This window comes from Bacillus sp. K2I17 (assembly GCF_002209985.1).
In the GTDB taxonomy this organism is placed as follows: domain Bacteria; phylum Bacillota; class Bacilli; order Bacillales; family Bacillaceae_G; genus Bacillus_A; species Bacillus_A wiedmannii.
The window spans coordinates 195,714-219,031 of the sequence record NZ_NJGF01000003.1; the positions used below are offsets into that span (position 1 = coordinate 195,714).

Genomic DNA, 23,318 nt, shown 5'->3' on the forward strand with positions numbered 1-23,318 from the left:
CGGCGCAAAACCTCCCTCCCTACTCAAATGTAACAAATTATGAGTATAAGAATATTTTCCACCCTTTCATGTAATGTAAAATTAGTAAGGAATTTATTTTATGAAAAAATGTTAATTAAACAAGAGTTAGAAGTGGTTATTTGAAGAAATTAATACTATGTTTTTTATTAACTACATTCTGTCTATATATTGCAGGGTGTTCTAATAATATAACTACACCCGAGGATACACCTAAAGCTTCAACACCTGCGAAGTGTAAATACATCAACAAAGCTTGGTATAAGAAACCTATAAAATGTAATAATTGATGATATAAGTTATAAAAAAGACACCGTAAGGTGCCTTTTTTTATAGAAATTAATAAGATATTCATCAGAAATTATGAATCATTTTTTATTTTGTTTTTCAAAATATTTTTCTTTAACCATTTTTATTAGATTTTCTTTTTCTGTTAGTTCAAAGATAAATAATGCTTTTTTCATGTTGTCAGCCACATCTTCTTCATTATATTGTTCTAACTTTAGCAAGTTCCAAGCTTTTCCATAATATAATTCGCCTAATAAATATAAAGTATTTAGATTAATAGCTAATTTAATCCCCATATCATTGTATTTTATTGCCTCTTCATGTTGATTTGCAAGACCTAAAATTTTCGCCAAATTAAAAATGATTTTTAATTTAATCTCTTTATCTCTAGGAAAATCTAACTTATTAAAATTAGTTAAACACCTTCTTAATATAGTAATACTCTTTTCATACTCTTTATTTGCCCAATGAAATATAGCCATCGACTGCATAATATCTATTTCTCTTTCTGATAAAAAATCAACATTCGTTACAGTTAGTTTTAGTGCACTATTTAAAAGATTTAAAGCAGTTTTTATTGATTTATTTACATGAAATATAGCAATGGCTTCATGCCATATTAGAAATTGTTTATCTTCTTTTAACTGGAAATTATTTTCGTTTTTCTCTTGTTTCACTATTTCGTAAAGTTCATTATATTGTTTTTGTTTTGTACAATCTCTCATTACATATTTTACATTTTCTACATATTTTAGTTTTTTATTTTGCGTTAGTGCGAAAATATTATTTGAATCAATACCAAGTCTTTCAGATAATTGATATAACAATATGCTAGATGGATAAATCATACCTTTTTCTATTTTGCTAATTTGACTTTGCGAACATATTCCATGACACAATTCAGATTGTGATATATTCTTTTTCATTCTAAGTTCTTTAATGGTAATACCCAAATCGTAAAATTCCATTTTTCCTCCTCAAATATAGCCCTCAATGAGTAACAGAATATTTTTCACCCTTTAATGTAATGTAAAATCAATATAGTTGCAATTATTGTTTTTCTAAAGGTCTTTTCATTTCTTTTCTCAGCTGCATTTCGAAGCGAGAGTCTTACTTCACAGAAAAACAGACTAGGGAGAAAGTTTTCTCCTTAGCCTGTCCCACCGAGATTTCGCATTTATTAAGAGCAACACCATATTGCTTTATCAAATGATTTTTTAGGTATGTATACTTTATCATTTTCGATTTTGTATTTTATATCGTTTCTTTTCAGAACTGCCGTATCAACAGAATGAACACTATCGCCCCACCGAACAAATTCCCCTTCATCACGCTTTTCCCAAAAATAAAAACTTACGAATACGATAAAAACACATAAGCATAGAGCGAACCACTTCTTTTTCCGCAAATACCTCACCACCTTAAACTGAAGAACTACTAAAAAAACGCTACTCATTTCCGTCTCTTTTTAACCGCAATTAAAAAAGCAATAAACAATACGTTCACACCGACGATTAAAGAGATAAATAGCCAATTCACACCTGTTTCCCCGTTAACTTTATATACATTTGATTCTTCACGCTTTAAAACAAGATAAAACTTTCCGTTTTCTTCTCTTATAATTTCATCTTCTAACAATCCTCTTAACTCTTGTTGTTCGCCAATTGCACTTACAGGTAAAGCAACTTTTTGTGTTTCTTTCGTATTATTAATCGCTACTAATGTTACTTCATCTTTATACTTTCGTTTCAGTACACTCATTCCATCTTTATCGTATAAAAGCTCAAACGTTCCATGGCGTAAAGATGGTCTCGCTTGTCTAAGCTCACCGAGTTTCGTTATGTGCTGCACAAATTTTTCATCTGATTTGAAATCCATTAATCGTCTATTATCCGGGGTATCCCCTCCATCTAATGCAATTTCAGTCCCGTAATAAAAATTCGGAATACCTGGTGATGTTAATAAATATGTAAGGGCTAGTTTCAAACGAGATGGTGGATAATTCATATTCTCTTTTGCAATACGGGCAAACCTTTTTGTATCTTGATTATCTAAAAATGTAACGAATTCCCCTTCTTTTTTACTCACATCATATAAAGGTTTCACCGATACATCCACTTTAGAAAACGATTCTACTATTTTTTCGTTATATTCACTATCTTCCTTTGTCATAATACGAAAATCTTTCTTTATCACTTGCATATCTTTTTGCACGTCATCCCAGAAAGAACGCGACTTTTTTTCACTATGTATCACATAACTTCCATCTAAATCGACTTCTTTGATCCACCATTTCATCGCGTCTATAACTTGTTGTTCGTTTTCTCCAAGCGGAAATTGGAATATAACTTTCATCCCTTTTGCATGCGCTTCTTGTACAAGTTCTTTCACATCATTTTCTGTTCCGAAATGTTCATTTACCTTTTGAAAATTTTGTACATCTAACCCATCGTACTTTCCACTTTCAAAAAACGGTGAAAGCATAACAGTGGTAAAACCCATTTCTTTTATGTAATCCAGTCTTTTCATAATCCCTCTTATATCTCCACCCTGATATCCTTCTAAATTTCCAACTTCTAACTGTTTGTCATTTTTCGGTTCTCCATTATTGAAGCGATCAATCATAATGGAATATACGACTTCGTCTCGCCACTCTCTTTTTTCATCTGCAAACGTATGTATTGGCACAAACAAAACGACAGCTAAACAAAAACAAATAAATAATTTCCTAGTCCGTATTTTCCTCACACGCATCCCCCATGTTTTTTAATTGTAAGAATATTATACCAATTTTCAGGACGAATCACATACGTTGATTTCATTCCCCCAAAAATACTTCATGTTAGATTCCCTAACATGAAGTATAAAGTTTTCCGAATTTTTAGTTGATTTTTCATTTCATTTCGAATATGATATGAAACATAACAAATCGATGTTATTTTTTCTAACATCATAGGAGGAGAGAGAATGAATACAGGAGATACGGTTTTTATGTTTGTAACGACAGTAATGGTCATGTTAATGACACCAGGATTGGCACTTTTTTATGGGGGCATGGTTCGCAGTAAAAACGTACTCAGTACGACAATGCATAGTTATAGTGCAATGGCTATCGTTTCGATTCAGTGGATTGTGATCGGCTATTCTTTATCATTCGGACCAGATTGGAACGGACTTATCGGTACACTCGATTGGTTCGGTTTAAACGGAGTTACCTCCGCACCAAATCCAGACTACTCATCTACTATTCCTCACAATTTATTTATGATGTTCCAACTCATGTTCGCCATTTTAACTCCCGCTTTAATTTCAGGTGCATTCGCCGAAAGAATGCGATTTTCTGCTTTCCTTATTTTCATCCTTCTATGGACAACAATCGTTTACAATCCTGTCGCTCATTGGGTATGGGGCGTTGGCGGATGGCTAAGAGAACTCGGCGCATTAGACTTCGCTGGTGGTAACGTCGTTCATATTACATCTGGCGTGGCTGGCCTTGTATTAGCTATTTTCCTCGGAAAACGAAAAAACATAAACGGTACTTCTCCTCACCATTTACCATTTACAATGTTAGGCGCAGGCTTACTATGGTTCGGCTGGTTCGGTTTTAACGTCGGAAGTGCATTATCTTTAAACGACGTAGCTTTAACCGCATTTATTAATACAAATATAGCAGCAGCTGCATCCGCATTAACTTGGATGCTTTCAGAATGGTTCTTCCAATCAAAACCGACTGCGATGGGAGCTGCTTGCGGTGTAGTTTCCGGTTTAGTCGCTATTACACCAGCTTGCGGGTTCGTTACACCTTTCTCCGCTCTTCTTATCGGAGCAATTGGCGGCGTATTATGCTTCGGAGCAGTCTTTTTCTTAAAAACAAAATTCGGATACGACGATACACTCGATGCATTCGGATGCCACGGTATCGGCGGAACTTGGGGCGGTATTGCAACAGGACTCTTTGCAACTACTACTGTAAATGCTGATGGCGCTAACGGATTATTTTACGGAAACGCTGCTTTACTGTTTAAACAACTGGTAGCAATTGGCGCAACATATGCATTCACAATCATAATGACGTACGCCATTATTAAAGCAATTAACTTCTTTCTCCCTGTTCGGGTAGATGAACACGAAGAACATATGGGACTTGATATTTCGATGCACGGAGAGAAAGCTTATGAGTACACAGAGCGAGTGAACTAAAAAAAGAGATGCAATCTATTGGTAGTAGATTGCATCTCTTTTTATTGTACTTGTCGGCGCAGTATACCCCACCTAGTATTCCGGTGAATATATCAACGATTCTTCGGATATATCGACGATTTTTTAAATATATCAGCGATTATTTCAATATATCGACGTTTCGACACGATATATCCATTTACCAACAAATTCCGACATGACGAAACTGAAAAATACCCCGGCGTAACTTTACATACATACAAAAAAGACGACCGTTTAACAGTCGTCTTTTCCTACTTATTTCGGAGAATTCCCCACATATTGCGTAATATCAACATTTAGCGCTTGTGCTAAACGCATACCGTACTCTTGATCTGCACGGAAGAAGTTACAAACAGCTAGTAATTTCGTGCGCTCATTTACGTCTTTTAAGTCATTTGTTAAGTTTGCAATTAAGTTGTCTTGCTCTTCTTTAGAGAATGAACGGTAACGCTCACCTGCTTGTTTGAAATCATTTGGTTTGTCAATTTTTTCACGAGATACGTAGCCTTCTACTTTCATAGTTGAATCGCGGTAAGTTGGGTCTTCAACTGGATTTTCAGCATGACGGCTCGGTTCGTAGTTAATTGTAGATGGGTTTTGATTGATTTGCATCGCACCATCACGTTGTTGGTTGTGAACAGCTGCGTATGGGCAGTTTACAGGAATTTGTAAGTAGTTTGCACCAAGACGGTAACGCTGTGTATCTGGATAAGAGAATAAACGACCTTGTAATAATTTATCTTCAGATGGTTCAATACCATTTACAGTTGCACTTGGAGAGAACGCCACTTGCTCTACTTCCGCAAAGAAATTTTTCGGATTACGATTTAACGTCATCGTCCCCACTTCAATTAATGGGAAGCGATCTTCTGGCCATACTTTCGTCGGATCTAATGGATCGAAATCTAAAGAATCCGTTTCATCTAGTTGCATCACTTGTACGTGTAAATCCCACTTCGGATAATTTCCTTTTTCGATTGCATCGAACAAGTCACGAGTTGCATGGTTGAAGTCTTTTCCTTGTACTTCTTGCACCTCTTCTGCACTTAAGTTACGTACACTTTGCTGTGGTTTCCAGTGATATTTAATGTAGACGATTTTACCTTCTGCATTAATCCATTTAAATGAGTGAACACCGAAACCTTCCATTTCACGATAGCTTGCTGGTGTACCGTAATCAGAAAATACCCACGTCATCATATGTGTAGATTCCGGGCTTAACGTCATGAAATCCCAGTAACGATCTGGCGTTTGAATGTTTGTATCAGGTGCTGGTTTTAAAGAATGCACCATATCAGGAAATTTAATTGCATCACGAATGAAGAAGACCGGTAAATGGTTACCTACGATATCGTAATTTCCTTCTTCTGTATAAAATTTAACAGCGAACCCACGTGGGTCACGAGCTGTTTCCGGAGAACCTTGACCATGAATAACCGTTGAGAAACGAACAAATACAGGCGTTTCAGTTCCTTCATTTTGTAAAAATGCTGCCTTCGTATATTGCTTCATGCTGTTTTTCGTTACGAATACACCATGAGCACCTGCACCACGTGCATGCACAACACGCTCTGGAATACGTTCACGATCAAAGTGAGCTAGTTTTTCTACTAAATGATAGTCTTCTAATAATACCGGTCCACGGCGACCAGCTGTACGAGAATTTTGGTTATCTCCAACCGGAGCACCTTGGTTTGTTGTTAAGCGATTATTTGGATTCATCTAGGGGATCCTCCTCTTTCTCTTTTAGTAATCATTGTTTATTTAAAATTATTATAAACTAATTATTATTTAAAACTAGATTCTTGTCAACTATTTCCTTCATTTTTTTGGAAACAATTTCAGCTAAGCAATCAATAAATACAGATTGTGAATTTGGCATATTCGGTCTAAAATATGCCACGTTTAATTCATCAGTTACAACTTTACATTCGTAATCATTGTCATATAAAACTTCTAAATGCTCTGCCACAAACCCAACCGGACAGTATACGAAAGATTCATAGCCATGCTTTTCAAATAAATCTCTCGTTAAATCTTGCACATCCGGACCAATCCATGGGTCAGGCGTATTTCCAGCACTTTGCCAACCCGTTGTATAGTTTGGAATATCGGCAGCCTCCGCAATTAAATCCGCTGTATGTTGCAATTGCTCCACATAAGGGTCTCCTGCTGCAATAATTTTCTCTGGTAAACTATGTGCTGAAAAAATCAAGACAGCTTTCTCTTTATCTTCAATCTTTGTAAATGTTTCTTTTAGTTGCTCTGTCCAATACGAAATAAATTTCGGTTCATCGTACCATTGTTCAATCGGTTCAATAACAGGACCACCAATTTCTTCCGAAAGACGAATAGCACGGTCATTATATGCTTTAATGCTAAATGTAGAATAATGCGGTGCTAATACGATACTAATCGCCTGCTCAATTCCATCTTTCTTCATCTCTTCTACTGCATCCTCTATAAATGGAGCTATATGTTTTAATCCTAAGTAACAAGTAAATTCATACTCTTTAAATATTTTATTCATTGAATCTGTTAATTTATGCGCTTGCTCTTTCGTAATTTTTGCAAGTGGTGAAATTCCGCCAATCGCTTTATAGCGTCTGATTAAGTCTTGGAGTGCTTCTTCTGAAGGTTTATGCCCGTGGCGAATATGTGTATAGTACGCTTCTACATCATCTAATGATTCTGGCGTTCCATACGCCATTACGAGTAAACCTATTTTTTTCTTTGTCATCTATATAACACCTCAATTTTATAAATGAGAATCTTTTTCAAGAACATTTGTTTCCAATTATAACAACTAATAATAAGTACGTCAAAATAATTATTCTAAATAAGTATTATTTCTAATATGATTTTGAATTTTATATGACAATTTATTTAATAGAAAAGCGACTTACTTTTATGCAAGTCGCTTTTCTTCTATTCTTTAATATTTATCCCATACTCTTTAAACCAAACATGAATTTGCGCTAAATGAGCTAAAAGCTGCGGACCAGTCATTAATTGACCGAACCAAGGGGATTGAAATGCACTGCCACCTGACTCAATTAATCCACTCAGCTGTTCTTTATCAAATAGTTCATGCAAAATTGAGCCTTTATCTGTTAATAAATCTTGTAGCCATACTGTTACCGCTTTTGTATAATGCGGATTATGGGTTTTCGGATACGGGCTCTTCTTTCTATATAAGATATCATTTGGAAGTAATCCTTCTAACGCCTTACGCAATAGACCTTTTTCGCGGTTTTTATACATTTTCATTTCCCAAGGAATATTCCACGCATATTCGACAAGTCGGTGATCCGCAAATGGAACACGTACTTCTAAGCTTGCCCCCATACTCATACGGTCTTTTCTGTCTAATAATGTTGTCATAAACCATACCATGTTCAAGTAAAATAATTGTCGTCTCTTTGCTTCAATTGGGCTTTCTCCCTCTAAAACAGGAACTTCTTGAATGGATTCTTCATAACGCTGCTGTACATATTGTTGTAAGTTTAATTTATTTCTCCATTCTTTCTTTAGCAGTTGTTCACGTGCTTCTGTAGAGCGCATCCACGGAAATGCACTCGATTGCAAATCATCTTCTCTATAAAACCACGGATAACCACCAAATATTTCGTCTGCACATTCCCCAGATAAACCGACGACAAAATCTTGTTTAATTTCACGGCAAAACCATAATAATGACGAATCGATATCTGCCATACCAGGCAAATCACGAACGAGTACCGCTTCTGTTAAATACTGTGCTAATTGTTCATTTGAAATGACGCAGCGATGATGGATTGTTTGAAACGTCTCAGTCATCAAATGAATAAATGGCGCATCTGAATTCGGCTGAAACGCATTCGCTTTAAAGTATTTTTCATTATCTTCATAATCAACAGAGTATGTGTGTAATTGCCCTTTTCCTGACCTTGCGTATTCTTTCGCAGCAATCGCTGTAATGGCGCTCGAATCTACACCACCTGATAGAAAAGTACATAGTGGTACATCAGAAACGAGCTGCCTTGTAATCGCATCTTGTAATAAAAAGCGTGTTTTCTCTACTGTTTCTTCAAAGGAGTCTTCATGTTTTTTGCTTTCCACATTCCAATATCTCCATATACATAAACCGTTCTTTGAAAATGTCATCGCATGCCCTGGACGTAATTCTTTTATACCAGCATAAATGCCATGACCAGGTGTTCTAGATGGTCCAAGACCGAATATTTCGGATAACCCTTCTAACGTTACTTCCGCTTTCACATCTGGATGCGCTAATATCGCTTTTAACTCTGAACCAAATAGTAATCGCCCACTATCATATTTATAAAATAGCGGTTTTACACCTAGTCGATCTCGCGCAATAAATACTTGTTCTTTCTGTTCATCCCATACAGCAAACGCATATATACCGTTTAAATGATCGACACATTCTTCTTTCCATTCAATATACGACGCTAATAGCACCTCCGTATCAGAATGACCTTTGAACGTATATCCTCTTCTTAATAATTCCTTTCGAATATCTTCTGTATTATACAATTCACCGTTATAGCAAATTGCATAATTCGTTTCATCTTTTAAACAAGTCATCGGTTGTTTACCACCCTCAGGATCAACAACGATTAACCGTTTATGCCCAAATGCGACATTGCCTTTAATCCAAACTTTATTATCATCCGGGCCACGCTTTGCTAACGTCTCAGCCATCTTCGTAACGACGTCCCATTCTCCTTCTAATGAGCGTTTATAATCCACCCATCCTGTAATCCCGCACATACGAATCATCCTTCCATCTTATTTCTTTTCCTAAACAAGCAGTAATCCACACCTTAGAGGTGCGGATCAAAAAAATGACAAACTTGACGATAATCTACTATCCACATACGGAATAGCTTTTTCACTCAGTAAAACGTGTTTTATTGTATGCCCACCTATGTCTAGATGTGTCTAGTTATAAAGAATGCACGAACTGTCTATAACAGAAATAACTACTTTTTATAAAGGAGAAATCGTGTATGATACAACGTAACCATATTTTATATAACCAGCCTCGCGCTCATACAGTCGGTAATGTAGAATATATAAACAATGAATGGGTATTCTTTGATGATGAAAATGATGAAGCATTTTTATTAGAAGATATTGCCGAAGATGGCTTTGAGATTTTATATAACAACAACTGGCTACCAGCTCGTTTCTATGAACAAGATGTATTACAAATCGCCAACGAACAGCACCATTTACAAAACGGAGAAATGATACGAATTCGAAAAAAATTACTTCTTAGCTATACGGAATGGCTCGAGGAATTACCTGACTCTGTCTTTACATTATTAACCGAATCATTGCAATCCCTTCATTACTCTTTATATGATTGCATGTATTGTCATAATTATTTATCTTTCTTACCGAAAGAGGAAGCATGCGAAGGAGTAAATATTCTTTTGTTTGATAACGAAGAGATGATTTGTACATTGCAGCACCATTTTGTTCGTCACGCTACGTCAAATAAAAACATGTTTCGTTTTACGAAAGTAAACGGAGAAGAGTTGCATATCGATGCAACATAAAGTAAAAAAACCACCTTATCTCCCAAGTCTTTGAGATTATAAGGTGGTTTTATTTTTTATTAGAATACTTGCCAGCCAATCGGTAATTTCAGTCCAAGGTAAAATACCGCTACAAGCGCGATAACAAATAATCCCCAAAATGCCCCTGTTGCCTTGTTCTTGCTCATTTTCACAAGAACCATTTCCATTCCAGCGATAACTAAAATACCAGCTACCATTTTTAAACCATACCACATGTGCACGTTACTTGTTGCAGTCTTCATAATACCCATGTACAACATGAAACCTGTCACAATAATGATAATGTACATAAGACGAAGCCCCATATGTACACCTTTACCTTTTCTTCCTGCTGAATAAAGTGAATACGCAACGAAGAATAAAATTAAACCTAACGCCCATGCTGTAATATGCATATGTACCATCGTATCCCCTACCTCCTCTTTTCACACTTTTTCACTCTATATGATAACATGTTCATTTATTTTCAGGAAATGTTTCGCTTTTTTACATTTAAATGATATAATATTTAGAGTATTTACAAACTTCTTGTAATAACAAAAGGGGGAACAATCATGATTCAAACTAAGGATATTATCGAACTTACAGACACATACGGAGCAAATAACTATCACCCACTTCCGATCGTTATCTCTAAAGCAGAAGGCGTTTGGGTAGAAGATCCTGAAGGAAATCGCTATATGGACTTATTAAGTGCATATTCTGCAGTAAACCAAGGTCATCGTCACCCAAAAATTATTAACGCTTTAATTGACCAAGCTAATCGTGTTACGTTAACTTCTCGTGCTTTCCATAGCGATCAATTAGGTCCTTGGTACGAAAAAGTTGCGAAACTAACTAATAAAGAAATGGTACTTCCAATGAATACAGGTGCAGAAGCTGTTGAAACTGCAATTAAAACAGCTCGCCGCTGGGCTTATGATGTGAAGAAAGTAGAAGCAAACCGTGCTGAAATTATCGTTTGTGAAGATAACTTCCACGGCCGTACAATGGGTGCTGTTTCTATGTCTTCGAACGAAGAGTACAAGCGTGGATTCGGTCCAATGCTTCCTGGCATTATCGTAATTCCTTACGGTGATTTAGAAGCGTTAAAAGCTGCTATTACACCAAACACAGCTGCATTCATTTTAGAGCCTATCCAAGGTGAGGCAGGAATTAACATCCCACCAGCTGGTTTCTTAAAAGAAGCTCTTGAAGTATGTAAAAAAGAAAACGTTTTATTCGTAGCAGATGAAATCCAAACTGGCTTAGGCCGTACTGGTAAAGTATTTGCTTGTGACTGGGACGGTGTAACTCCTGACATGTACATACTTGGTAAAGCACTTGGCGGCGGCGTATTCCCAATCTCTTGCGTAGCAGCAAACCGCGACATTTTAGGCGTATTCGAGCCAGGTTCTCACGGTTCTACATTCGGTGGTAACCCACTTGCATGTGCTGTTTCTATCGCGGCTCTTGAAGTGTTAGAAGAAGAAAAATTAACAGAGCGTTCTCTTCAATTAGGCGAAAAATTAGTTGGGCAATTAAAAGAAATTGATAACTCAATGATTACTGACATTCGTGGTAAAGGCTTATTCATCGGTATCGAATTAAACGAGCCAGCTCGTCCTTACTGCGAACAATTAAAAGCAGCTGGTCTATTATGTAAAGAAACACACGAAAATGTAATTCGTATCGCACCACCGCTAGTAATCTCTGAAGAAGATTTAGAGTGGGCGTTCCAAAAAATTAAAGCGGTATTATCATAATAATAAAGAGGTTATCCTACATGTTGGGACAACCTCTTTATTTTTTTAGTAGTTTACTGTAAATTTAGATTGAATATTCAGTTTATTTTACAGGGGGTAATTGTATGCTTTTGAAATACGGCAAACATATTAACTATTTAGCTACTATTCTCATTTCCATTACATTCATCGGATTCCTATTATCTATAACGTTACTCAGGTACTACTCAACACCTCATACATTCATGCTACTTAAAATCTCATTTTGGGCTGCTGTTTTCCTTACAGCTATCGGTTTTGGCCGCGAAAGAAGTTCTCTTGCCGTTATGCTAATCGGGATTTGTACGTTAATACTCATCGGATTATATATTTTTGCTATTTTAGATTTTTTCAATAACCCATGGCCATAAAAAAGAGCTATCTATTAATAAGATAGCCCTTTTCTTCATTTCACTACATTTCGCAAAGTACCAATTCCTTCTACTGTAATGACCACTTCATCACCCGCATGCAAAAACTTCGGTGGTGTGAAACCTTTTCCGACACCAGCCGGCGTTCCTGTTGCGATAATATCGCCTGGCTCTAACGTCATTCCTTTACTTATCGTTGAAATGATTTCTTCTATTGAAAAAATCATTTTATTTGTATTTGAAGTTTGTCTTACTTCCCCATTTACTATTGTTTCAATGTGTAACGCATTTGGCGTTTCAACCATTGATTTATGAATTAGATACGGTCCCATCGGACAAAATGTATCGAAACTTTTTCCAAGAAAAAATTGTTTATGCTTCCTTTGAATGTCGCGAGCAGTTATATCATTTATAATGGTATAACCAAAAACATGCTCAAGCGCTTTTTCTTTTTTTATTTGTTTCCCTCGCTTACCAATGATGATAGCTAGTTCTCCTTCATAGTCTAGTTCATTCGTTGCGTGGGGATGACTATTAATTTTTTCATTCATTCCAATAACTGTCGTTGGCGCTTTCGTAAAGATCATTATATTTTCCGGAATTGACTCTACTCCGCCCATTTCTATCGCATGCTCACGATAGTTCTTTCCAACGCAAAGAATATTCTTCCTTGGCCTTGGAATTGGTGCTAATATTTTCACCTCAGTTAACGGATAATACGCCGCCCCTTCATTTTCCTTCGCCCAATTTACAATATCACATATTTTTTCAAAGCATTCGGTTCCTCTTTCAATACACTCTAACATTGTAATCGGAATCGTAACCTTTTCCCCTTTTTGTCTTTGCGCTTCTCTTACATGCAATACCTTCTCTTCCTCTTCATCCACAATACCTACAAATACCTTTTCATCTTTTTTCGCCGTTACCAAACGCAATATTTCCACTCTCCATCCTAAAACTCATGACCTTTAATTGTATTCGCATCCGTCAGAAAAAAACCTTCTCATGCACGCTAATTTTTACAATATTCTTCTCATATTCTATTCGTTACTCCTTTATATTTGGCATAAAATGTAGAAATTTTACTTTTTTTAGCGAAGGTGTTTCTTTTTTATTGGTTTTTTGTATAATATGTACTACATATATACTAAAAATTTCATTTAGAGATGGAGCCGATTTCAATGTTTGAGCAAGCGATTGAAAAAAAACGTGAAAAAATGATTTATTTTGCTGAACGCTACGGAATGACTTCTCAAAAAACAGTGGATTGTAGCCAAGAACTGGACAGGCTCTTAAATGTAATTTGGCATGTACATACGGATTTTTACCCTAATCAAACACTCAATACACACACGCAATAACGTGTGTGTTTCTTTTATAAAAAAAAACACATTTTATTGAAAACGCCCATACAATAGTAGAAAAGAAAATTTAAAAAACGAAAGGTGTTTTGTATGCCAGCTATGGTCGGACATATTCGTATCGTCAATATTGGATCAAGTGGTATTTTTCATATTGGAGATGTATTTGCGATTAGGCCTATTAGTTATTCACGCGCTTTTGCTGGGGCCGGCTCTTTTAATGTTGGAGATAACGTTTCTGTCTACAATTATCAAAGCGCAACGACTGTCAATGATTCAGATGTAATTGATCAAGCGATAATTGGTTCAACTTAGAGGAGGCGATTGCATTGAATTTTTATGTAAACCAAAGCATCATCATTAATAGCATTAGAATTGATAGCATTACAACCTCTTCTGTATTCCAAATTGGTACTGCAGGAAGTATTAAAGCTCTATCTAAATTCTCAAATAGCGGTGGATTTACAGAGCCCCTTCGCCCATTGCAGGCGAAAGGACAAATTATTTCTATCAAACCATCAACTAGTTCTTCTTAAGACATCCTTGTCATAAATATATAGCAGGAATATTTTTACCCTCCCTACTGAAAAGGAGGTTTCACAAAATGAATCAAGATATATATACTTACTTACACCAACTTCAACAAGCTCTTCAAGCACAACAAGCAGCCATCCTTAACCTAGAAGATCAAGTTCGCCAACTCCAAGAAGAGCTTAACGAATTAAAAAATCGCCCCTCCTCTTCTGTAGGAAAAGTGGAATACAAATTCGATCAATTAAAAGTAGAAAATTTAAATGGTACTTTAAATATCGGTTTAAATCCGTTTTCAGCAAAAGGACAGCAAATTGAAGATTTCCAAGTGGATACAGAAACATTAAAAGTAAATCCTGAAACAGATACAAACCCAGATTTTTACCAAGGCATCCTTCAAGAAATGCATCGTTACTTAGATGAAGAAGCATATAATCGAATTCTCCATTTTGAACAAGAAGAGAGAACGCCGCTCGATGAAATGTATCGACAAATGATGGTTGATGACATAAAAAAACAGATGGAGCATAGACTTCCTTATTATTTATCACAAACGCAATCCTATGAAGGGATTTCAACAGATCCAGATTATTTACGAGATATCATTATTCAAGCAATGAAACATGATATCGACAAAGCTTTCCTCTCTTTTATTCAACACATACCGGGCAATTTCCGAAAGGAGTAAGTATGTATGAATCTTAACGTTGTAAATCGCGAATTAAAAGTCGGCCAAATTAAAATGAACGGTGTATCGTCGTCCGCACTCTTTTTAATTGGGGATGCAAATTTCCTCATACTATCTTCTATTCTTGATACACCATTTGAAACTGTTACAGAGGGTCCATTTGTACCATTAGTCACAGATGTCCCTCCTACTCCAGGTTAAGGAGACTGAGAAACTATGTTACATCATGTGTCTGTTGTCCAAAATGTTTCTATTATTTCTTTAGGGATTAGTGCCGTATTTCAAGTTGGAGATGCCAATCAAATGGAATTAAAAAGTAGAGCTCTTGCCGTCCATAGGGAAATTCCTTGTTATATAAAAGACGAAGGCCGCTTAGACGCATTTGAAATCTTTACAGATGAACACATCACAATCCCAAAACGAACGACAGATGTAAAATTAAACATTGTAAATGAATGCCCTTTTATTGAAGTAAACAATGTTGAATTGCGAACACTTTTAAATTCTGGTTGCTTTCAAATTGGAAATGTTGATTATGTTTTTAATAACTCTCGTATTATGCAAATCCGCCAATATATTACGGATGAACCTTCCGCACAATAATTCATATAGTAATTAAAAAGCTTAGTAAAGTAGGTGGATGGTATGCCTTCTGTTGTTGGAAATCTCGTCGTTCAAAACAGTAATGGTTCTTTTAATTTAGGGGATTTTTATAACGTGTCTCCGAAAGAAAATACGAAAGCTTATAATGGTTCCGGAGCTTCCAATGTTGGATTTGTCGTGAATACGTTTAACGGTGTTAGTGCAACAAATACGTTTGATTCTGATGTGGCTGATCAAGATCAAATTGGAACAGCGTAAAAAAAAGTAGGAGAATATCTCCTACTTTTTTCTTTTACCTCATTCAATATTATCAAAAACTCCACTGTTTACTGTTTCATTTTATTTAAATGATAACCCCTTCTCCTCCAAAGCATTTCTAAGCTTCGGCATAGACGCAGGTCCCATACCATGTAGTTTTAAAATTTCTTTTTCACTATACTTTGAGAGTTCTTCTATCGTGTGAATTCCATGGTGTTGCAGCGCATTTCGTGCTGGTGATGAAAGAAGTGAAAGAAATCCTGTTTTTGGTTTCTTTTCTTTCTCACAGGTTGGGCAAGTTGGACAATCGCTACTTTTATAATATTCATGTCCTTTTTCACATGTTCTTAACGTTTTTTCCGTTGTCATTTTCAAGCCTCTCTATTCTTCAATTTTTACAACATGGTTGCCATCAAAGAAGTATAAGCATTTCTCTTTCACAGGATGTTGCAAGCTTTTTTCAAGTGCCTTTGCATATAAAGAAAGCTGCACTTTATATCGATCTTCTAAAATTGGTTTCGCTTGATCGAATCCGCCTGGGAACTTCCCTTCAATCGTATCCGTTTTAAAGTCGATTAGCGTGATACCATCTTCCTCTTCAATCATGCAGTCAATAACCCCTTGGACAAGAATTGATTCCCCGCTCTTCCCTTGCCAATCTTGATATGCTTCTTCTGCTGCAAGCATCATCGTAAATGGTACTTCACGCTCAACACTTTTCGCCGCTAATACCCTTTTACCTAGATCACTGTCAAAGAATGAAATCACTTTTTCAATTGCTATTTCTTCTGCTTGTTCGAATGTTAATAATTCTTTATTAACCATGCCATTAATTTGCTCCCGAATCACTTCTTCTGTAATCGGCTTCTTCAAATCAACATGCTGCATGACAGCGTGAACTGCCGTACCTCTTTCAGCGTACGTTAATCCTTTTTTCTCCATAAAACGAGGGCGTGTTTTAATTGGTGCACGTAGTTTTTTAATAAAGGCATTATCGCTACCTTCTTCAGATTGATAATTTCTCTTTATTTCTGTAACAGACTGTTTCGCACGATGAGATGTCGCTTCCTCATATCCGTACTTCCACATTAATCTGTCATACACTTCTTCTTTTCGTTCACTTTGCAGGGGAACAGCTTTTTTCTCACGAAGTGCTTCTAACAATTCTTGTTTCTCTTCTTGAACTGGTTCTGGCGCAAGTAACGTGTTACCGTCAACAACTTCTACTTTCCAGCTCGTGTCATAGCCATAAATTTCACCTGGAATGCTTCCTTGTCCTAATTCAAGAAGCATTTCACTATCACGATGTCTATATAATGAAGGTGCAATCCAATCTAAATAACAAGACGCTCCGGCACGTATATGGTCTGGTAATAACCATTCACTATGCTCTCTTGCATCAAGCCATTTTTCCATTTCTTTATTTGCATCCTTAACTGTTCCAATTAAAATTAACTTCTCTTTTGCACGCGTTAACGCTACGTATAATACGCGCATTTCTTCCGCAATTAATTCCATCTTCATTTTACGCTTAATCGCAAGTTGCGATAATGTCGTATATTTAATACGTTTACGAGGATCAATAAATTGTGAACCGAAACCGAAATCTTTATGCAGTAAAAAACGTTTCATTAAGTCTTGTGTATTAAAACGACGACCTAGTCCCGCTACAAATACGACTGGGAACTCAAGTCCTTTACTTTTATGAATCGTCATAATACGAACGACATCTTCTTGTTCACCTAAAGCTCTCGCCGTTCCCATATCATCACCGCGTTCTAAAATACGCTCAATAAAGCGTAAGAAGCGGAATAATCCTCTAAACGATGTTGCTTCATATTGTCTTGCACGGTCATAAAGTACACGCAGGTTTGCTTGCCTTTGCTTTCCGGCTGGTAAACCGCCAACAAAGTCGTAATAACCTGTCTCACCGTACACTTTCCAAATTAAATCAGAAAGTGACTGTTGACGCGCGAATTCACGCCATCCTTGCAGTAAGTTATAGAACCACTCTAATTTATCATGTAATTCTTGTTCTTCTTCAAGCGGTGCCCCTTTTAAGAATGAGCTCATTACTTCATAAAACGAACCTTTCTTTCCGTGAGCACGCAATGTTGCAAGTTCTTCATCATTTAGTCCAACTATTGGTGAACGAAGTACGGCGGCAAGCGGAATATCTTGCATCGGATTATCGATCACTCGGAATACATTCATCATAATATTTACTTCTGTCGCTTCAAAGTAACCAGTCGCAAGATCAGCGTATACTGGAATTCCTTGCAGCTTTAACTCTTCCATAATTTGCGGCGCCCATGGCATAGAGCGAAGTAAAATAACGAAGTCGCGGTATTGTACAGGGCGCATACTATCCGTTTTACGATCATACACTTCATAACCTGAATCAACCATCGCTTTAATACGCTGCGCCATAAGGCGAGCTTCAAGTTGCGCTTTTTCTACTTCCGCACCTTCTTCACCGTCTAGCACTTCTTCTTCTGTTTGCTGAATACATAGTAGTTCAGCTGTTACATCTTCACCTTCTGGATAGCTAGCACCTAACTTTAATTCAGCGTCAGCATCATAGTCGATTTCTCCGACTTCTTCGCCCATAATTTGTTTGAAAATAAAGTTCGTACCTGCTAACACTTCATGACGGCTACGGAAGTTTTTCGCTAAATCGATTTTCATTCCGCCGTCTAATCCTTCTTGCGTAAAGCGTTTATACTTTCCTAGGAACAGGCCTGGTTCTGCTAGTCGGAAACGATAGATCGACTGCTTCACGTCACCTACCATGAACAAGTTCCCTTCACTCTCAGAATCTTTCGTTACGAATTTAATAATGGATTCCTGCACAAAGTTCGTATCTTGATATTCATCGACTAGTACTTCAGCAAATTTATTACGATATTGAAGCGCTACTGCTGACGGCTTCATTTCACCGTTTTCACTTTGTTCACTTAAAATTTGTAGACAGAAATGCTCTAAATCTGTGAAATCAACCATCCCTTTATCACGCTTCATCGCTTGGAAACGCTCTGTAAATACTTTTACAAGCTGTACGAGTTTTTCTAATACAGGATGCATATCTTGAAAATCTCGTAAGAAACTTTCAGGTCTGCGGCTAAATAACTCTTCTTGTAATTTCTTCACTTCATCTTTCGCTTTATTACGAAGAGAGTCTACTTGTTTTACAACATCCTCGTTGTAATCACTTTTCTTAATACGCTTTAACGTTTGCCACGATACATTTTGCATCGCTTCATACACATTTGTCCATGACTCACAAGCAGCTGATGACAACGTTCCAAGTAAAACTGCATCTGCTTGCAGGGTTTCAACGCGGGGCGCCGGACCGTCAGGAAGCATCGCGAGTTCAGTCGCTTTACGAATATGTGTCTCTGCTGTTTCAAGCTGGAATTTCACATCTTCTAATAAGTAAGAAGCGTACACTAAATCTTCAATTGTCTTTCCTTCCACGTCGTATGCTTCTACTAATTTATCGAGCCATTTTTCCGGATTTGGATGCGCTCTTGATTCTGTATGAAGCGCTAAAATCATACGCTGTAAGTCATCATCACTACGGTCACTCGTATAACGGTCAACGAGTTCAAAGAAAATACTATTATCTTCAATTCCATACTCTTCTTCTAATATGTCATCTAACACTTCTTCTTTTAATAATTCGTTTTCTGTTTGATTCGCAATGCGGAAACGAGGATCAACATCAAGCATGTAGTAGTATCCTCTAATTACTTGTAAACAAAATGAATGGATCGTTGAAATAGAAGCTTTATTTAATAAGCTAAGCTGCTTTCTTACGTGCTGCGATCCTGGCTCATCAATTAATACCTTTTCTAACGCTTCCCCAATTCTGTTTTTCATCTCTTGCGCCGCTGCATTCGTAAATGTTACAACGAGCAGGCGGTCGACATCGACTGGATTTTCTTCATTTATAATCTTTTTAATAATACGTTCAACTAATACTGCTGTTTTCCCTGATCCAGCTGCTGCCGCGACTAATATATCACGTCCGTTCGCTACAACCGCTTTCCACTGGTCATCCGTCCACTGACTACCTTCTGGTTTTTTAGGCCAATTTTCAATCATTCTCCGCCAACCTCCTCTCTAATTTTCTCCATCGCTTCGCTATCTTTCATATCTTTTAGCGTACGGAACTGGTTATCTTCGAGTGATTCATCGAACTGACAAACAGATTTGAAGTTACAGAACGTACACGCCGCTTTATTCCCCTTCTTATAAGGAGCAATATCAATAACGCCTTCTGTAATGTCTTTTCCAATATTTTCAAACGTATGGTGTACGTATTTTTGAAGTACGTTAAACTCTTGTTCACTTGCAATACTCGAACGCGCACTAAAACTGCCGTCTTTTTTCAAACCAGCAGAAATAATATCAGAGCTTCCTGTCGAAAGTTTGTTATCCATTAAACGAACAACATCAGCATCTCCTAGTACAAGTCCTTTCATTTTAAATTTCTTTAAAATCTCTTTCTCAATTTCTGCTTCAGATGCGTCACCCTTCATCTCAACGATCGGGTTATGGATATGGAAGTACAGTACACCAGCCGGTGATGCAGTACCTCCCTTTTTCATCCACGTATGTGCATTCGAAGTAACAACATCTAAATACGTTAACATTTGAAGTGCTAATCCGTAATACACTTCCGTTAAGTCTAACGCTTTTGAGCTTGATTTATAATCAATAATACGTAGGAACGTCCCATTTTCATCTTCCGCCTTATCAACACGGTCAATACGACCAACTACTTCCATCTTTACACCATTTGGTAATGAGAATTCCATCGGCGGAAGCGATCCTGTACCGCCCATACCGAATGGCACTTCTAAATCAACTGGTACGAAACCGCTTGACTTCGCATGTTCACGAAGAATGATTGATGTACGGAAAATGATTTGTTGTAGTTTTTGTTTTAAATAGAAATGACGATTTGAACTTAATAAAATTTGTCTTTGTAATAACGGTGCAATCTCTTCTATTACTACAGCAGAAAGATGCTCACACTCTTTTATTGATAAATCCGCCCAAGTACGGTTTTCGCGTAATAGCCTGTCCGCAATTCTCTTCAGCGCTGCATGGAATAGTTCCCCGATATCGGGTGCATCCAGTTTGAAAATGTCACGCTCTCTTAACGATAAACCGTGCTGCGCGAAATGAGCATATGCGCAACGGTTAAATAGTTCCATACGAGATACGCTTCCTTTTATTTTATCTCCATATAAATCTCTACTTACAACTGTACTTAGCTTTTGCGCACGATTTCGGTAGAATAAACTTGATAATACGCGGCTACTTTTTTGTTTCCATTCATCTGAAGTTACGTAGAAGTTATATACATCCCACCAAAAATCTAAATTCCCTTCAAATCCATATCGCTTCCACGTTTGAAGTTGCTGCATAACATATGACAACGTTACTTCTGGCGTTGCTACGTATGAAATTTGTTCCGAACGTGATAAATCATTCACGTCATTCGTAATAAATGTATCTTTCACATCAGGGAACATTCTTTTTATTTTCTTAATAAAGCTAGACGCAAGTAACGTCTTCCCTTCCTCATCTGCAAGCGGGCATGAAATATATAATTTCTCAGTTGCTCTCGTTACCATTTGGTACATAACGAACTGTTCTTCTAATAAGGTTTGTCTCGTCGTTGGTGCTAATTCGATACCTGCAACGCTAAGAACATCTCTTTCCTCATCAGAAAGCATCCCTTCATCCATCGGTGCTGCCGGAATAACTCCTTCATTCACGCCAATGACAAATGTTGCTTTCACATTTGATAATCTTGAACGATCAATATTAGCAATTAACACTTGGTCTAATGACGGCGGAATGTTTGCGAATTGAAGCGCCTCAAGACCTGTCGACATAACATCTGTGAACATAGAAAGTGACATTTTCTCTTCGCCAAGCATCTCAACGAACGTATCAAAAAGACTCATTACTTCTTCCCATACTTGCTCATGATCTGTCGCAAATAAGAAATCTCCGCTCTCTTCTGCACGAATACGTAATGCTTCTAGTTTTTTCGGAACGTCTAGCTCTTCTAAAAATAAATAAACAGCTTCGCACATTTGCATCACTGTTCCCGCTCGCTTCAGTCTTTTTTGCATACGAATAACAGGCGTTCTTACAACGTCGCGCAGTCGATTTATTCTCTCTTCCATTTCACGTTCACTGTCTGTAATCATCTCGTCCGTATCGTCAAGAGAACGATAGCGGCGATACATCCACGGATCCTCAGAAGTCCATCTCTTCCCTTGTACACCGTACGCTAAACAGTAGTTTTCAAACTCATCCATCTCTTCGCGCATCGTTTCTTTTCTTACGTCTAATGGATATAAAAGCTCTGTTTTCACGCAGCGGAACACTGCATCATAACGCCAATTTCCACTAATAATCTCGAGTGCAGAACGAATGCATTCTACTAGCGGATGATGTGACATCGGGCGTTTTTCATCGATGAAATGTGGGATATTATAATCTGTAAATAGCGTTCGCATCACATCGTAATAACTTTCTCCGTTACGAAGAAGGACTGCAATATCTCGGTAACGATAGTCTTCATCCGCCACAAGTCTACGAATTTCACGCGCAACACCTTCTACTTCAGCTCGTAAATTCGCTGCTGTACTAATCGTTACACTTGCTTCTCCGTGAAACTTTTCATTTGGACGTGCTTCGTAATGCGTTTCTAAATGCGCTAATGCTTGCGAATGAAAACGCGGTTGTTCCATAAGTGGAATCGTTTTTTCAATTTCTATCTTCTCTTCACGCGCCACTTGCTTTATTTTTTCATACGTTAACGTCGTTTCATAAAATAAATCTAGTTCATTTACTGGCTGCGCTAACGTTTTTTCATCTATCGTTAACGTGATCGTAACTCTCGCACCGCAAATCATAAGCTGTCTTACAATTTCTAGTTCTTGCGGTGAAAATGAATGAAATCCATCTATATAAATTTCAGCCCCATTTACATATTCAGAATGTGGAAGCTTTTCGACTAGCAATTGTAGGTAGTCTTCTGAATCCAAATATTTTCCGATTAAAGCACGTTCAAAATCATCATATAATAGTTGTAAATCATACACTTTATTCGCTAATAGCTTTTGTTCTGCACTGCTACTATGTGCGTCTAATTGTTGCCACATTTCATATACGTTAGATGGCGTCACATTGTAACGTTTAAACTCCGCAATCATACTACCAAGATGTTCAAAGAAACCGTTTTGCTCCGCTGCTTTTTGGAACACCGATAATCCATCTTTACGAGACTCTACAATTTTACGAAGTAACATATGTACGCCCGCTTCATCAATGTGAAGGCGACTCGCTCCACCAACTTCTTGCAGTACCTTCCACGCTAATCGTGAAAAACTAAAAACTTGTGCCCGAATAGAACCTCTTACATCCCCACTACCAATTAACGCCTGCTGCGTTTGGAATGTCATCTGTTCTGGCACAAGATATAATATTGTTTCCCCTCTTGGACGCTGCTTTAACTCTTCTTGCACTTCGTGTAAACAAAGTGTACTTTTTCCACTTCCCGCTCTACCAATCACAAATCGAAGTGACATGTAACC

General features: G+C 37.2%; 22 protein-coding genes. 11 read left to right on the top strand and 11 right to left on the bottom strand.

The genetic code is table 11. The features are described 5' to 3' along the window. Nucleotides 1-386 precede the first annotated feature (386 nt). The 3 genes from CER22_RS06205 to CER22_RS06215 all read right to left on the bottom strand — a co-directional run bounded on the left by CER22_RS06205 (nt 387) and on the right by CER22_RS06215 (nt 3,060). Nucleotides 387-1,274 carry a helix-turn-helix domain-containing protein gene (locus tag CER22_RS06205; RefSeq protein WP_088608374.1) on the bottom strand — a complete coding sequence of 296 codons (888 nt, stop codon included), beginning with the start codon at nt 1,272-1,274 and terminating at the stop codon, nt 387-389. Nucleotides 1,275-1,486: 212 nt separating this feature from the next. Then, on the bottom strand, nt 1,487-1,714 hold the full coding sequence (locus CER22_RS06210; RefSeq protein WP_060490094.1) for a hypothetical protein: 228 nt from the start codon (nt 1,712-1,714) through the stop codon (nt 1,487-1,489). 44 nt (nt 1,715-1,758) lie between these two features. Beyond that, the gene (locus CER22_RS06215) at nt 1,759-3,060 is read right to left on the bottom strand and encodes an alpha-amylase family glycosyl hydrolase (protein ID WP_088608375.1); all 1,302 of its coding nucleotides are present in this window, start codon (nt 3,058-3,060) and stop codon (nt 1,759-1,761) included. A gap of 213 nt (nt 3,061-3,273) precedes the next feature. Between CER22_RS06215 and CER22_RS06225 the strand changes: the two genes are divergently transcribed. Beyond that, entirely contained in the window at nt 3,274-4,506 is a 1,233-nt protein-coding gene (locus CER22_RS06225; RefSeq protein ID WP_088608377.1) for an ammonium transporter, read from the top strand. Nucleotides 4,507-4,782: 276 nt separating this feature from the next. Here the strand turns inward: CER22_RS06225 and katB are convergent, their stop codons facing one another. From katB to asnB, 3 genes are all read right to left on the bottom strand, one after another. After that, complete coding sequence (gene katB / locus CER22_RS06230) at nt 4,783-6,249, bottom strand: catalase KatB (RefSeq protein WP_088608378.1); 1,467 nt, start codon at nt 6,247-6,249, stop codon at nt 4,783-4,785. A gap of 58 nt (nt 6,250-6,307) precedes the next feature. Continuing rightward, complete coding sequence (gene hemH / locus CER22_RS06235) at nt 6,308-7,267, bottom strand: ferrochelatase (protein WP_088608379.1); 960 nt, start codon at nt 7,265-7,267, stop codon at nt 6,308-6,310. A gap of 188 nt (nt 7,268-7,455) precedes the next feature. Next, nucleotides 7,456-9,303: an asparagine synthase (glutamine-hydrolyzing) gene (asnB, locus tag CER22_RS06240; protein WP_088608380.1), complete on the bottom strand. Its 1,848-nt coding sequence runs from the start codon at nt 9,301-9,303 to the stop codon at nt 7,456-7,458. A gap of 239 nt (nt 9,304-9,542) precedes the next feature. On the opposite strand from asnB, the gene CER22_RS06245 reads away from it, so the two are divergent. Further along, the gene (locus CER22_RS06245; RefSeq protein ID WP_048559584.1) at nt 9,543-10,097 is read left to right on the top strand and encodes a DUF2777 domain-containing protein; all 555 of its coding nucleotides are present in this window, start codon (nt 9,543-9,545) and stop codon (nt 10,095-10,097) included. A gap of 59 nt (nt 10,098-10,156) precedes the next feature. Here CER22_RS06245 and CER22_RS06250 read toward each other — a convergent pair whose 3' ends face one another. After that, complete coding sequence (locus tag CER22_RS06250) at nt 10,157-10,522, bottom strand: YisL family protein (protein ID WP_087984725.1); 366 nt, start codon at nt 10,520-10,522, stop codon at nt 10,157-10,159. Between the two features lie 150 nt (nt 10,523-10,672). Here CER22_RS06250 and rocD point away from each other — a divergent pair, with 150 nt between their 5' ends. Further along, nucleotides 10,673-11,863, top strand: coding sequence for an ornithine aminotransferase (gene rocD / locus CER22_RS06255; protein WP_088608381.1), 1,191 nt, complete (start codon nt 10,673-10,675; stop codon nt 11,861-11,863). A 104-nt stretch (nt 11,864-11,967) separates the two neighbouring features. After that, nucleotides 11,968-12,252 carry a hypothetical protein gene (locus CER22_RS06260; protein ID WP_046958323.1) on the top strand — a complete coding sequence of 95 codons (285 nt, stop codon included), beginning with the start codon at nt 11,968-11,970 and terminating at the stop codon, nt 12,250-12,252. A 35-nt stretch (nt 12,253-12,287) separates the two neighbouring features. Here the strand turns inward: CER22_RS06260 and CER22_RS06265 are convergent, their stop codons facing one another. Beyond that, complete coding sequence (locus CER22_RS06265; RefSeq protein ID WP_001241717.1) at nt 12,288-13,187, bottom strand: fumarylacetoacetate hydrolase family protein; 900 nt, start codon at nt 13,185-13,187, stop codon at nt 12,288-12,290. Between the two features lie 246 nt (nt 13,188-13,433). On the opposite strand from CER22_RS06265, the gene CER22_RS06270 reads away from it, so the two are divergent. The 7 genes from CER22_RS06270 (at nt 13,434) to gerPF (ending at nt 15,693) form a co-directional block, all read left to right on the top strand. Continuing rightward, nucleotides 13,434-13,613 (top strand): aspartyl-phosphate phosphatase Spo0E family protein, encoded by a 180-nt coding sequence (locus CER22_RS06270; protein WP_046958324.1) that lies wholly within the window; start codon nt 13,434-13,436, stop codon nt 13,611-13,613. A 93-nt stretch (nt 13,614-13,706) separates the two neighbouring features. Continuing rightward, nucleotides 13,707-13,928, top strand: coding sequence for a spore germination protein GerPA (gerPA, locus tag CER22_RS06275; RefSeq protein WP_001111187.1), 222 nt, complete (start codon nt 13,707-13,709; stop codon nt 13,926-13,928). Between the two features lie 14 nt (nt 13,929-13,942). Beyond that, the gene (gene gerPB / locus CER22_RS06280) at nt 13,943-14,149 is read left to right on the top strand and encodes a spore germination protein GerPB (protein WP_001012513.1); all 207 of its coding nucleotides are present in this window, start codon (nt 13,943-13,945) and stop codon (nt 14,147-14,149) included. 68 nt (nt 14,150-14,217) lie between these two features. Then, nucleotides 14,218-14,832, top strand: coding sequence for a spore germination protein GerPC (gene gerPC, locus CER22_RS06285; protein ID WP_088608382.1), 615 nt, complete (start codon nt 14,218-14,220; stop codon nt 14,830-14,832). Nucleotides 14,833-14,838: 6 nt separating this feature from the next. Further along, nucleotides 14,839-15,033: a spore germination protein GerPD gene (gerPD, locus tag CER22_RS06290; protein ID WP_001052804.1), complete on the top strand. Its 195-nt coding sequence runs from the start codon at nt 14,839-14,841 to the stop codon at nt 15,031-15,033. A gap of 15 nt (nt 15,034-15,048) precedes the next feature. Further along, nucleotides 15,049-15,435, top strand: a complete 387-nt coding sequence (locus tag CER22_RS06295) for a spore germination protein GerPE (RefSeq protein WP_000902337.1) — start codon at nt 15,049-15,051, stop codon at nt 15,433-15,435. A gap of 42 nt (nt 15,436-15,477) precedes the next feature. Continuing rightward, nucleotides 15,478-15,693, top strand: coding sequence for a spore germination protein GerPF (gene gerPF / locus CER22_RS06300; protein ID WP_001141566.1), 216 nt, complete (start codon nt 15,478-15,480; stop codon nt 15,691-15,693). 81 nt (nt 15,694-15,774) lie between these two features. On the opposite strand, the gene CER22_RS06305 is transcribed toward gerPF, so the two are convergent. The 3 genes from CER22_RS06305 to addB are packed head-to-tail and all read right to left on the bottom strand — an operon-like array spanning nt 15,775 to nt 23,312. Then, on the bottom strand, nt 15,775-16,062 hold the full coding sequence (locus tag CER22_RS06305) for an RNA polymerase alpha subunit C-terminal domain-containing protein (protein WP_060489297.1): 288 nt from the start codon (nt 16,060-16,062) through the stop codon (nt 15,775-15,777). Nucleotides 16,063-16,074: 12 nt separating this feature from the next. Next, complete coding sequence (addA, locus tag CER22_RS06310) at nt 16,075-19,800, bottom strand: helicase-exonuclease AddAB subunit AddA (RefSeq protein ID WP_088608383.1); 3,726 nt, start codon at nt 19,798-19,800, stop codon at nt 16,075-16,077. Next, nucleotides 19,797-23,312 carry a helicase-exonuclease AddAB subunit AddB gene (gene addB / locus CER22_RS06315; protein ID WP_088608384.1) on the bottom strand — a complete coding sequence of 1,172 codons (3,516 nt, stop codon included), beginning with the start codon at nt 23,310-23,312 and terminating at the stop codon, nt 19,797-19,799. The genes addA and addB overlap by 4 nt, the downstream gene beginning before the upstream one ends. Nucleotides 23,313-23,318 lie beyond the last annotated feature (6 nt).

What these genes read in the sequence shown, in the direction of transcription:
- CER22_RS06205 (WP_088608374.1), bottom strand. Translation starts at nt 1,274, where the DNA reads ATGGAATTTTACGATTTGGGTATTACCATTAAAGAACTTAGAATGAAA.
- CER22_RS06215 (WP_088608375.1), bottom strand. Translation starts at nt 3,060, where the DNA reads ATGCGTGTGAGGAAAATACGGACTAGGAAATTATTTATTTGTTTTTGT.
- CER22_RS06225 (WP_088608377.1), top strand. Translation starts at nt 3,274, where the DNA reads ATGAATACAGGAGATACGGTTTTTATGTTTGTAACGACAGTAATGGTC.
- katB (WP_088608378.1), bottom strand. Translation starts at nt 6,249, where the DNA reads ATGAATCCAAATAATCGCTTAACAACAAACCAAGGTGCTCCGGTTGGA.
- hemH (WP_088608379.1), bottom strand. Translation starts at nt 7,267, where the DNA reads ATGACAAAGAAAAAAATAGGTTTACTCGTAATGGCGTATGGAACGCCA.
- asnB (WP_088608380.1), bottom strand. Translation starts at nt 9,303, where the DNA reads ATGTGCGGGATTACAGGATGGGTGGATTATAAACGCTCATTAGAAGGA.
- CER22_RS06245 (WP_048559584.1), top strand. Translation starts at nt 9,543, where the DNA reads ATGATACAACGTAACCATATTTTATATAACCAGCCTCGCGCTCATACA.
- CER22_RS06250 (WP_087984725.1), bottom strand. Translation starts at nt 10,522, where the DNA reads ATGGTACATATGCATATTACAGCATGGGCGTTAGGTTTAATTTTATTC.
- rocD (WP_088608381.1), top strand. Translation starts at nt 10,673, where the DNA reads ATGATTCAAACTAAGGATATTATCGAACTTACAGACACATACGGAGCA.
- CER22_RS06260 (WP_046958323.1), top strand. Translation starts at nt 11,968, where the DNA reads ATGCTTTTGAAATACGGCAAACATATTAACTATTTAGCTACTATTCTC.
- CER22_RS06270 (WP_046958324.1), top strand. Translation starts at nt 13,434, where the DNA reads ATGTTTGAGCAAGCGATTGAAAAAAAACGTGAAAAAATGATTTATTTT.
- gerPA (WP_001111187.1), top strand. Translation starts at nt 13,707, where the DNA reads ATGCCAGCTATGGTCGGACATATTCGTATCGTCAATATTGGATCAAGT.
- gerPC (WP_088608382.1), top strand. Translation starts at nt 14,218, where the DNA reads ATGAATCAAGATATATATACTTACTTACACCAACTTCAACAAGCTCTT.
- gerPD (WP_001052804.1), top strand. Translation starts at nt 14,839, where the DNA reads ATGAATCTTAACGTTGTAAATCGCGAATTAAAAGTCGGCCAAATTAAA.
- CER22_RS06295 (WP_000902337.1), top strand. Translation starts at nt 15,049, where the DNA reads ATGTTACATCATGTGTCTGTTGTCCAAAATGTTTCTATTATTTCTTTA.
- gerPF (WP_001141566.1), top strand. Translation starts at nt 15,478, where the DNA reads ATGCCTTCTGTTGTTGGAAATCTCGTCGTTCAAAACAGTAATGGTTCT.
- CER22_RS06305 (WP_060489297.1), bottom strand. Translation starts at nt 16,062, where the DNA reads ATGACAACGGAAAAAACGTTAAGAACATGTGAAAAAGGACATGAATAT.
- addA (WP_088608383.1), bottom strand. Translation starts at nt 19,800, where the DNA reads ATGATTGAAAATTGGCCTAAAAAACCAGAAGGTAGTCAGTGGACGGAT.
- addB (WP_088608384.1), bottom strand. Translation starts at nt 23,312, where the DNA reads ATGTCACTTCGATTTGTGATTGGTAGAGCGGGAAGTGGAAAAAGTACA.